Source organism: Pseudomonadota bacterium, assembly GCA_016711215.1.
Classification (GTDB): domain Bacteria; phylum Myxococcota_A; class Polyangia.
In genome coordinates, this window is the sequence record JADJTL010000009.1 from 1 (window position 1) to 10,343 (window position 10,343).

At 73.2% G+C, this 10,343-nt stretch carries 11 protein-coding genes; 6 read left to right on the plus strand and 5 right to left on the minus strand.

Annotated elements, in window-relative coordinates; genetic code table 11:
- The 3 genes from IPL40_16350 to IPL40_16360 form a co-directional block, all read left to right on the plus strand.
- A partial coding sequence (locus IPL40_16350) for a hypothetical protein (protein ID MBK8482709.1) occupies positions 1–667 on the plus strand: 667 nt, incomplete at its 5' end.
- On the plus strand, positions 664–885 hold the full coding sequence (locus tag IPL40_16355) for a hypothetical protein (protein ID MBK8482710.1): 222 nt from the start codon (positions 664–666) through the stop codon (positions 883–885). The genes IPL40_16350 and IPL40_16355, both read left to right, overlap by 4 nt.
- The gene (locus IPL40_16360; protein MBK8482711.1) at positions 882–1,865 is read left to right on the plus strand and encodes a hypothetical protein; all 984 of its coding nucleotides are present in this window, start codon (positions 882–884) and stop codon (positions 1,863–1,865) included. The genes IPL40_16355 and IPL40_16360 overlap by 4 nt, the downstream gene beginning before the upstream one ends.
- A gap of 68 nt (positions 1,866–1,933) precedes the next feature.
- Here IPL40_16360 and IPL40_16365 read toward each other — a convergent pair whose 3' ends face one another.
- The 5 genes from IPL40_16365 to IPL40_16385 form a co-directional block, all read right to left on the minus strand.
- Entirely contained in the window at positions 1,934–3,619 is a 1,686-nt protein-coding gene (locus IPL40_16365; GenBank protein ID MBK8482712.1) for a serine/threonine protein kinase, read from the minus strand.
- A gap of 15 nt (positions 3,620–3,634) precedes the next feature.
- The gene (locus IPL40_16370; protein ID MBK8482713.1) at positions 3,635–5,377 is read right to left on the minus strand and encodes a serine/threonine protein kinase; all 1,743 of its coding nucleotides are present in this window, start codon (positions 5,375–5,377) and stop codon (positions 3,635–3,637) included.
- Positions 5,378–5,437: 60 nt separating this feature from the next.
- Positions 5,438–6,100: a hypothetical protein gene (locus IPL40_16375; protein MBK8482714.1), complete on the minus strand. Its 663-nt coding sequence runs from the start codon at positions 6,098–6,100 to the stop codon at positions 5,438–5,440.
- Positions 6,101–6,216: 116 nt separating this feature from the next.
- Positions 6,217–6,822 (minus strand): hypothetical protein, encoded by a 606-nt coding sequence (locus tag IPL40_16380; GenBank protein MBK8482715.1) that lies wholly within the window; start codon positions 6,820–6,822, stop codon positions 6,217–6,219.
- Entirely contained in the window at positions 6,819–7,652 is an 834-nt protein-coding gene (locus tag IPL40_16385; protein MBK8482716.1) for a class II glutamine amidotransferase, read from the minus strand. The genes IPL40_16380 and IPL40_16385 overlap by 4 nt, the downstream gene beginning before the upstream one ends.
- A gap of 235 nt (positions 7,653–7,887) precedes the next feature.
- Between IPL40_16385 and IPL40_16390 the strand changes: the two genes are divergently transcribed.
- The 3 genes from IPL40_16390 to recO all read left to right on the plus strand — a co-directional run bounded on the left by IPL40_16390 (position 7,888) and on the right by recO (position 10,313).
- The gene (locus IPL40_16390; GenBank protein ID MBK8482717.1) at positions 7,888–8,847 is read left to right on the plus strand and encodes a tetratricopeptide repeat protein; all 960 of its coding nucleotides are present in this window, start codon (positions 7,888–7,890) and stop codon (positions 8,845–8,847) included.
- A 106-nt stretch (positions 8,848–8,953) separates the two neighbouring features.
- The gene (locus IPL40_16395; GenBank protein MBK8482718.1) at positions 8,954–9,439 is read left to right on the plus strand and encodes a helix-turn-helix domain-containing protein; all 486 of its coding nucleotides are present in this window, start codon (positions 8,954–8,956) and stop codon (positions 9,437–9,439) included.
- 88 nt (positions 9,440–9,527) lie between these two features.
- A complete protein-coding gene (gene recO, locus IPL40_16400) occupies positions 9,528–10,313 on the plus strand; it encodes a DNA repair protein RecO (protein MBK8482719.1) in 786 nt (261 codons plus the stop codon).
- Positions 10,314–10,343 lie beyond the last annotated feature (30 nt).

The window sequence follows — 10,343 nt, forward strand, 5'->3', positions numbered from 1 at the left end:
CGATTGCGTGACGCCGATCTCCTGCCAGCCGGCTTCGGTCGTCCAGACCCCGCGCGACGTCGCCATCTGCCTCTCGCTCGGCTGCAGCAGCGATCGCGACTGCCTGGTGACGACCGCCGAGGCTTGCCAGGTCGGTGCTAGCACCTGCGGCGCGGGGGCCGAGTGCCTGCCGGAGCGGGCGGGCAGCGCCACGGGGATCTGCGCGCGCTCGGGTCTCTGCGATGCCGTGTCGGGCCTCTGTGCGCCGCGGCAAGCGGCTGGATCCTTCGCTGCCGGCGCGCGGGTCGGTGACCCCTGTGACGCCGACGTCGCCTGTGGCGCCGCCATGTTCTGCGCGCTCGAGGTCGACGTCGCCGCGGAGCTTAAGGCCGGCGGGGAGGGTTGCGCGCGCGGGAGCGAGTGCTGCAGCGGTAAATGCCTTCCCACCGGGCGCTGCGGCGCCGGGCACTGCGGCACCTTCGGGCGTAACGGCTACTGCACGATCGAGGGCTGCGCCTTCGCCTCGTTGAGCGACTACGCCTGTCCGCCAGGTTCCGCCTGCAACGGCCTCTATCCCGCAGGCTGGTGCCAGCGGACCTGTGACCCGCGCGAGCCCGACGACTGTCGGCCCAAGGGGCCGACCGCTATGGCGACTATGAGTGCCGCGCCTGGAATCGCGTCGCCTTGACCACGGGCCGTCCCGTGACCTCGGCGCCGGTTTGCGACTTCGGCTGGCGCTTGAGCTGTGCGGCGGTCGCCGAGCTCGGGTTCAGCTGTGAGCAGCTCGGGCTGCCCGGCAATCCGACCGCGATGGTCTGTCGCGCCGCGGATGGGGAAGCGACCGCCGACGCCGCTGCCGCGACGGGCGACTGCTTCGATCGGACGGCGTCGGGGCCCCTGCCGTGACGCGCACGGAAGCAGGTTCGACGACGCAGGCGTCGCCCACCCTGGCGGGGCCGGGGGCGCATCCCCGTCGGCTCTTGGGCTTGGTCCTCGCCTGCAGGCTGCTGGCTGGCTGCGCTTCGGCCGCGGGGACGCCACCGGTCGACGCGGGGACGCGCCTCGACGCGGTGCGCCTCCCTGACCTGGCGCTCGGCGACAGTGCGCTCTCGGGCGTGGTGGGCAGCGCCTGCGGGGGTGACGCGGGAGCTTGTCCGCGCCAGGCGATCTGCCTGCGCATCGCCGATTCGGCGACCAGCGTCTGCGGGTTGCCGGGTTGCACGCGAGACGACGTGACGACGGCGCGCCGCGAGGACAACTGCCCGACGCAGACGGCCTGCACCGCGGTCACCGCCTCCCAGACGACCCTCGCCACGACCGCATGCCTGCCGGCCTGTAGCCCCGTTGGCGGCGCCCCCTGCGCGTTGCGCGCGCTGAGCTGCGATCCACTCTCGGTGCTGCGCACGGGCACCGCGGCGGTCTGTGACACCGCGCGCTGCAGCGTCGACGCCGACTGCGGCGACCACAGCGCCCAAACCCCCGATGTGCGCTGCGACGCCGACGCGGGCGTTTGTAGAAACCTTGGCCGCGTCACCACGGCAGTCGGGGCGGCCTGCAGCGGGCCGAGCGACTGCGGCGCCGGGCAGCATTGCTTGACCGAATGGCCGCGTGCTGCTGCCGCGATGGCGCCTGTGCCGGGTGGCTATTGCACGGTCGTCGGCTGCCGGTGGGGAGGCGCTTGGCGCTGTCCGAGCGGCAGCGCCTGCTTCAGTCTGGGTGGCGGCAGCGGCGGTCTGAGCGCCTGTTTGGCTGGCGGTTGCGATCCCCGCGCCGACGCGGCGCGCGACGGCTGCCGGGACGATACGCCGGCGCAGCCCTACCTCTGCTTTGCTGTCGGGCCGACGAGCGCGTGTTGGCTCGACCCTGCTGCCCCGCAGGCGCTCTAACGCTCTAGCGTTCTGACGCTCGCTCTAGCACGCTGACCGCCCGCCTCGTGGCCGGGGTCGGGTGCGCTTCAGAAGCGTTGAGCTTCGTCGTCCGCTGCCTCCGCGGCGCCGGGTGAGGTCTGCGGCGGCGGATCGATCACCGGTTCCACGGGCGGGGGCGGTGCTGTGCCCGCTGGATCGGGACCCAGCGGGCCGACGGTCAGCGGCGGCGCTGAGCGCGGCCCACCGGCGTCTGGCGCGGAGGGCAGTGCGGTTGGCAGCGCGGTGGGCAGCGCGGGTCGCGGCAGGGGCGGTGGCACGGCGGGCGGCGTAGTGGGCAGCACGGCGGCCAGGGCAGCGCTTCGGGCCGAGCCCCGGGCGGCGCGCGCTAGCGCCGCGGGCGGCGCCGTCCGGGGGTGCCGGCGCCTCGCGCCTGGCGCGGGCGGGTGCCCGGTCTGGGGGCTGCTCGCCGCCGGCTGCGGCGCGGGCGCTGGCGTGCCGAGACGGTGAGCGTCCTCGGCGCCGACTCGCCGCTCATCGGGCCCGCCGACTCCGTCTGGCGCGCCAGGCGCGGGCGGCAGCGCCGCAGCGGCGGTTGTTTCGAGGGGCGGCGCCGCGCGAGCCGTGCGCGAGGTCGCCGGCGCGAGCGCTGTCCGGCCGATCACGCGGATCGCGAGCGCGCCGACGGTGACGCCGAGCGCGGCGGCCAGCACCAGGCTTGCGCCCCAGGTCGACCGTCGCAGCGTGATCCGCCGGGGGTCGGTCGGCGAGGGGGCCAGCGCGGGGATCGCGCGCGGCGCGGCCGGCGCTGCCGCGGTGGCTCCCCCCGTCTCGAGCGCGAGCAGCGCATCATGCAGGGCGGCGGCGGTCGGCCAGCGTTGCGCCCGCTCCTTGCACAGGGCACGCAAAACCAACGCCTCGAGCTCGGCGGAGAGGTGCGGCGCCAGATCACGCGGACGCGGAGGGGGTTGCTGGAGATGCTGCAACAAGACCTCCATGCCGTTCGGGTTCGGGAAGGGCAGGCTGCCGGTCAGCATCAAGAAGAGAATGACGCCCAGGGCGTAGAGATCGGCGCGGGCGTCGACGTCGGCGCCCGCGGCCTGCTCGGGCGCCAGATAGTGCGGCGTGCCGAAGATCGCTCCGGTCTGCGTCAGCTGGCTCTCGTCGCCGTCACAGACGATCTTGGCGATGCCGAAGTCGACCACCTTGACGCAGTCGCCGCCGCTGCCCCGTCGCTGCAAGAGGATGTTTGCGGGCTTGAGATCGCGGTGCACGATCTCGTGCCCATGCGCCTCGACCAGGGCCGAGGCGATCTGCCGCGCGATGGCCAGCGCGCGCGCGACGGGTAGCGCGCCCTGCTGCTGACAGAGCCGCGCCAAGCTCTCGCCGGCGACGTACTCCATCACGATGAAGGGCAGCCGCTGCGTCGTTTCACCGATGGCGTGCACGACGACGATGTTCGGATGCGAGAGCCGGGCCGCGGCCCGGGCCTCGCGGTAGAAGCGGCGCACGAGCCCGGGCGTCGCTAGCAGCTCGCGCCGCAGCAGCTTGACCGCGACCTCGCGCTCCATCTGGCTTTGCCAGGCGCGGAAGACAGTGCCCATCGCTCCCGAGCCGCAGGCTTCGCGCAACTCGAGCTGTCCAACCAGCACGGAGCCAACGCCCAGCGCGTCAGCGCCCGGCGGCGCGGGCTGGCCGCCCAGCCGGGCACCATCGCGGAGGCAGAAGCTCACCTCATCGGCGTACTCGCTGCCGCAGTGCGTACAGAGCTGCACGTGATCACCTCGTGCTCAGCGCCTGCGGGGCAGGTCGAACGCGCCGCCCTGCGGGCCGGGATCCAAGAGGCCGAGGCTAAGCATTTCGCGGCCTGGCGGCGCGGCGAACGCCACGATTGGCCCCGTCGCGCCGGCCGTGGTCCACAGCGGTCGCACCCGCACCCCGCTGCTGCCCCGACGCAGATAGAGCCAACGCTCTGCGCCCGGCACCGCCGCACCGTCGCGGGTGATCGCCACCTCCACCGCGAAGAGCGTCGTGGCGGTCCCAGGACCGCGGGGCGCGCTCGTCTTAGCATCCGCGAGCACGCGCCGCACGGCTACGCGCCAGGCGCCGGTGGCGGCCGAAAAGCGCTGCGCGCCCGCTGTCGGCGACGGTGCTGCCGACGGGAGGTCTCCCCGCTGCGCAGGGCGCTGACTGCCGATCCAGAGGCCAGCGCCCACGCCGAGCAGCGCCGCGCTCAGCGCCAGGGCCGTCTTGCGCCACCCACCGCCCCGCGGTACCGCCCGGCGGAACGAGGCCAGGCTCGTGCTGAAATGCCCCGACGGCGCGCTCGGCGCGTCGAGCAGCAGTGTCGGCGCCTGGGGATCGGGTCGCGAGAGCGCCCAGGGGGCCTCCGACGGCGCTACGGGCGGCGCCTGAGGTCCGGCGTCCTGGGCCGCCTTCGTCGCCGCGGGGGCGGTGGTGCGGATCGAGTGCGCGGGCGACGAGCGCAGCGTCGCGCCAGGGTCGTCGAGCGACACCGCTGAGCTTGTCGCGGGCGGGGCGAGGGTTTGGACGAGCCGTCCGAGCGCTTCGGCGCCGTAGCCAGGGGCCTCCGCGCGGAGCACCTCTTCGAGGGCTGCCGCCAGCACCAGGCCATCGGCCTGGCGCTGCTCCGGATGGCGCTCGAGCGCCTGGCTCAGAATCGCCAGCAGGGCCGGTGGACAGTCCGGCAGCGCCTCGCGTGGTTGAGGGATCGGCGCGCCCGCCACCTGCCGCAGAATCTGCTCCGCGCTGGAGCCCGCGAAGAGCGGGCGCCCTGCGAGCATTTCGAAGAGGACGACCGCTGCCGAGAAGACGTCGCTGCGCGCATCGACCACCGCCCCGCGGGCCTGTTCTGGGGACATGTAGCGGCAGCGCCCGATGACCACCCCCGAGCGCGTTCGCACGGCCTTCTCGGCTGCTTGCGCGATCCCGAAGTCGGTGACCTTGACGCTGCCGTCGCGCGCCACCAGTACGTTCTGTGGACTGACGTCGCGGTGGACGACGGGTGCCGGTCGACCCTCGACGCTGCGCCGATGCGCCGCCCCCAGTCCCTGCGCCATCGCCACCGCGATCAGCAGCGCGGCGGGGCGTGGCAGCGGCGTCTCGCGCTGGGCGGCGGCTGCCAGCAGCGCGGCCAGGTCCGCGCCGTCGACAAACTCCATCACCAAATAGTGCTCGCTGCCGAGCTCGCCGTAGTCGAGCACGCGAACGATGTTCGGATGGTCGAGGGTCCGGGCGATGCGTGCCTCGCTGATGAAGCGCGCGACAAACTCGCTGTCGGAGGCGAGCTCGGGCAGGATGCGCTTGAGGGCCACCGGGGGGCTGCCCGGCGCCGCGTCGCGACGCAGGGCGCGATAGACCTGCCCCATGCCGCCACCGGCCAGCCGATCGAGCAGAGCGAAGTCGCCGAAGACGCGCGGCACCGGAGCGGCGTCGAGGTCATCGGGCGCGTCACAGCGGCCGACTGCCGTCGGGCTGGCGCTGCCCTCGCTGCCCAATCCAAGCGTGCTCATCGTCCAATCGTGCTCATCGAAGGGGCTGCGTCATCGGGCGCGTCCTTTGCTGACGGTGCTTCAGCGCGCCGCAGCGGGACCGTGCGCCTTGCGTGTCGGTGCCGCCCGCGCGGCTTTGAGCAACTGCCGCTCGAGCTTCACGCGGGCGGTAGCCTCCAGCTCGGCGATCCGCGGCGCCAGCTCGCGCTGCAGCCGCTTGACCCCGTCCTCGGATCCGGCGCAGCCGGGCGCCAGGGCGGCGACCCACCTGGCGAGGTCGATCGCGGGCGCGCCCTGCAGTACGCGGATGGTCGGGCCCAAGAGCTTGCCGCGATAGTTCGGCCCCTGAGCACAGAGGGCGGCCAGCACCTTGAGCGCGGCAAGGCCGAGCGTGCCCCGCGCCTGCGCCCGCTCGAGCAGGTAGTCGCGCTCGGCAAAGACCTGCGCCGCAGCGGCTGGCACGAGCGCAGCAACGCCCTCGAAGCCGAGCTTGGCCAGCGTTGGCGCCGGCTGCCGACTGGTCTCGATCAGGTCCTTGCAGAACTCTGCCGCCAGCTCGGGGCGGCGCTGGGCCACCGCCAGGAAGAGCCGCGCCGCCGCCAGGCGGGCGTGGGGCAGCCCGCTGCGCAGGCACTCCGAGACAGTGTGGAGCAATGCAGGCGTGCGCCAGCAGCGCTCGATCAGCTCGGCCGTGGGAGCGCCACCGCCCAGCGCAGCGAGCTCGTCGAGCATCGTCCCGTTCACGCCCTACCCCCGCTTTCAGCGCGACCCACCGCAGACTAGCCCAGCTCCCGCGCCGGGCCAAGCGGCCGCCTCGACGGCCGCCCTCGATGGCCGCTCTCGATGGGGCTGTGCCGCGCTCAGCGGCGCCGCAGCCAGCGGTAGGCGGCTTCGAGCGCGTAGGCCGTCGCCGCCAGGCCGAAGAGGCCGAGCACCGTGAAGAGGTTGACGTCGAGGCCGATCAGGCGCCAGAAGGGCGCCGCGCTATGCAGCGCCAGGACGATCGCCGCGGCCGCGGCGATCGTCGCCAGCCAGCCGCGGACCCCACGCGCTACCGTGGTCTCGACCTGTTGCGCCAGACCGTGGGTGCCCCAGAGCAGCGCCAAGAGCGCCCAGGCGACGCTGCCGCTGGCGACCGTTACGCGCTGCCAGTCGATCGCGGGCGGGCTCGTCGCCGTGCCCCGTGCCGCCATCAGCGCGGTGGCTCGCCCGAGGGCAGCGCCACCGGCCAGCAGCAGCGCGGCCCAGCAGCTCCAGGCGGCGGGGGCCCACGACCGCAGCGCCAGGCCGAGCGCGAGGGCCGTCGCGACCCCCAGGCTGGCCCCGAGGGCCCAGAGCGCGACGACCCAGCCGGGACCCTCGAGAAAGCGCGCGAGCGTCAGCGCGAGCAGGCCAGCCAGCAGGCTGACGACCCAGGCGCCCCACAGCGGCCGACTGGCGCTGGGCGGCGGCGGCGCGGTCCTCACCCTTCCGCAGAGGCATCGAGCTTGCCTGCGCATTGCTCGATGTTGAGCGTCGGATCGACGCAGATGAGCGCGTGATCGTCCACGGCCTCCCAGCCGGCGCCCGCCAGCTCGCGACCGGCGACGATCAGCACCGACTTGAGATGGGGGTAGCTCAAGGACCGCCCATCGACATCGTGGCCGACGTTCGGAAACCCGCTCTTTCGCGCCAGCGCCAGCGGCAGCCCGCGACGCGTGGCCAACACGACCTTGCCATTGGTCGCGAGGCAACAGAGCTCCCTCACCGGCCCACCGTGATCACGCTGCAGGCGGTCGAGATAGGCGAGCGCCGAGTTCAGCGCAGCGCTCGCCTGCGGCGCTGGTAGCTGGTCATCGTCGAGGCGCCCCGCGTCGCTGAGGAAGGCCAGAAAGAGGTGAAAGAGCACCTCGCCCGCACTGACGCCGTGGATGTTGCGGCGCATGAAGTCGGGGATGGCCCGGAGCAGGGCAGGGAGGATCGCGTCGAGGTGGGGAATCGCGCCGACGTGGCAGAAGGTCCAGTTGTTAAAGCGGAAGGGCTGCGTGTTCTCCATCGCGCGCGGGTCGGTGCTGGGCCCGGCGACGTGGCCGAGCACCAGGTGGGTGCGCAGGTGCGCCATGCGGCTGCAGAGGTCGAGCGGCTCGGTGCGCAGGCCTTGGGGTTGTTTCCGCAGCAGCGGTTCACCGGCCTGGTAGTAGCTCCAACCCCATCCCTGCGGTGCGCCACCCTCGATCGTCAGCGAGTCGCGAAAGGCTGCCTGCGCGGTCGCCGAGAGCCCGGCGTCGTTGCAGAGGAAGGCGAAGCACATGTTCATCGCGGGACTCCTGAGGCCGTCGACGCCAGCCTCGCGCGCGCCGGTGTCCGGGCGGTTGGCTTGCCGAGGCTCGCGTCGATTATAGCGGGCCGGGCAGGGAGCGACCAAGGGAGGTCGCCGCCGGCGGGCGGACGGTGCTGCCCGGATCCCGACGCGCAGGCGCTCGCGAGCCTTGACAATTTGCGCTCCGTTCTGGTACCAAGCCGAAAATCCAGAGCTTTGTTGGATCGGCAAGATGACGCGAAGAGCGCATGAGACCCCGATGTTCGGTGCGGTCGGTACGGTCGGCGCCGTCGCGCCCCGGCCACGGCGTGCGTGGTGCGGGCGGCGCGCGTTGACGTCGCGTGCCTCTCGCGCCGCGGCGTTGCTCGGCGCGATCGTGCTCGGACCCCTTGCCCTCGCTGCCTGCGCCGCGCAGCCGGCGCGCAATAGCTCGCTGTCGCAGGCGCACTTCCGCCTGGGCGCCGACTACTTCGGCAAGCGCGCACCGCAGGCAGCCAAGTCGGAGCTGCTCCGAGCGGTGCACTACGACGACGAGAACCAGGAGGCGCACTACCTGCTCGGGGTGCTCTTTCTCGCCGAGGGCATCCACGCCCTCAACTACGGCGAGCAGGGTCGCTGTCTGACGGGCACGGCGGCGGGCGAGCAGCGCCAGGCCGCCGACGAGGCCTTCGGTTTGGCGGGCAAGTATCTGCGGCGCAGCGTCGAGCTGGCGCGCCGGGAGCAGCGGACGGACTCGGAGGCGCTCAACGCCCTGGCCAACGTCGAGCTGCACTTCAAGCGCTTTGGCGAGGCCATCCGGCTCTGCGGCGAGGCACTGGATAACGTGCTCTTCGCCGCTCAGCACCTGGCGCTCGCCAACCGTGCCTGGGCCGAGTTCGAGCGCGGCGATCTGCCGCGCGCCGCGCGCGACCTGCGCCAGGCGTTATTCCACCGCTCTGCGTTCTGCTTGGGGCATTTCAGGCTCGGGCGCGTCTATTTGGCGCAACGCCGCTGGGCCGACGCGATCGACGAGCTGAAGCAGGCGGCTGGCGACGAGACCTGTCCGATACAGGAGGCCGCCTTCTACCTCGGCCAAGCGTATGCGAAGCATGGCAGCCTCGAGCAGGCTCGGGAGCAGTTCGCGCAATGCGTGGCGCGCGACCCGAGGGGCTGCGTTTCCTTCGAGTGCAGGCGCCACGCGCGCGCGCTCTGATCTGAGTGGCGGGTCGACGGTTTAGCGGATCACGCGGCAGGCTGCGCCGAACTCGGTGCGGTGGAGCGCAACCCTGGCGCGGCGCGGTACGAGGTGTTCGGACGACATGCACGCAGAATTCGGCATTCAGGCTAGAACAGAGCTGGGCGGGTACTTGCGCGCCGAGCGTGAGCTGCGACGCATACCGCTGGCAGAGGTTGCCGGCGCGACGAAGATCCCGCGGCCTACGCTGCAGGCGCTCGAGGACGGTCGTTGGGAGGGGCTGCCGCCGACGATGTTCGTGCGCGGTTTTGTCCGGGCCTACGCGCGGCATCTCGGCATCGAGCAGGAGGCGGGGCAGCGCTTCAGCGACACGCTGGCACTCGTGGCGCGGCAGGAGCAGCAACGGGTCGAGCCGCCTGTCGAGCTGCCGGCCGCGACGCGCGAGATCCCGCCTCGCTTCGGCTTGGCGCTCTTTGTGATCATCCTCCTGATCATCGCCACGATCACCTTCTCCGTCCTCTGGGGCAGCGGGCCCGACGCCTCCTTGCGCGCGACGCGCGAGGCCCCGGCCGAGCGGCAGGGGCAGCAGCAGCGACAGCGCGCCAGTTGAAGCGCGCACGGCAGCGGCGCTGGCCGCGCAGCGCCGCCGATCGCGTCGCGTGATGCCCCCCTCGACGGTCGTGTCCACCGCGGCGCTAGTGTCGCGCTCTGTCGACTACGGCGAAGCCGACCGCGTCCTCACCTTGCTGACGCGTGAGGCAGGGAAGGTCGCCGTGCTCGCGCGCGGCGCGCGACGCAGTCGGCGCCGCTTCGGCGCCGCCCTCGATCTCTTCGTCGTCGGGCAGGCTGAGCTGCGCCTGCGCCCCGGTGGCCGACTGGCGGCGCTCGAGCGCTTCGATCCCCACGAGAACTACGGCACGGCGATCGCGCGTGACGTGATCAAGGTCGCGCATGGCAGCTACATGCTCGAGCTGGCGCGCGAGCTGTGGCCCGCCGGCCAGCGGGAGCCGGAGGTTTTCGCCTTGCTGGTCGATGGGTTCGCCGCGCTGGCCGCGGTGGCGCCGACGGCCGGCCTGCTGCGCGCCTTCGAGCTGCAGCTGCTGCGCGCCCTTGGGCTGGTGCCCTTGCTCGATCGCTGCGTCGCTTGCGGCGTGACCGTCGGATCGGCGACCTGCGGCTTCTCCGTGGCGGATGGCGGCGTCATTTGCGCGACCTGCGGCCCCACGGGGGGGCTCCTCTCGACGGTCGGGCGGGAGGCCCTGCTGCACCTCCGCGACCGGCCGCTGAGCGAGGCGGCCGAGGAGGCGGCGCCCGCGCCGCTGCAGCGGGAGCTGCGCGACCTGATGCAGCGCGTCGTGCAGCACCACCTCGGGCGCCGCCCGCGCGCGTTGGAGTTCCTGATCGCGCTGCAGGCCGGCAGCGCGCACGCGGCGTTCCAGGCCGTTGCGGTGCCGCCGCCGCGACCCGCCGACGGGCCGAGCTAGCGCGGCCAGCGGGCCCCGCCGGCGCGGCGC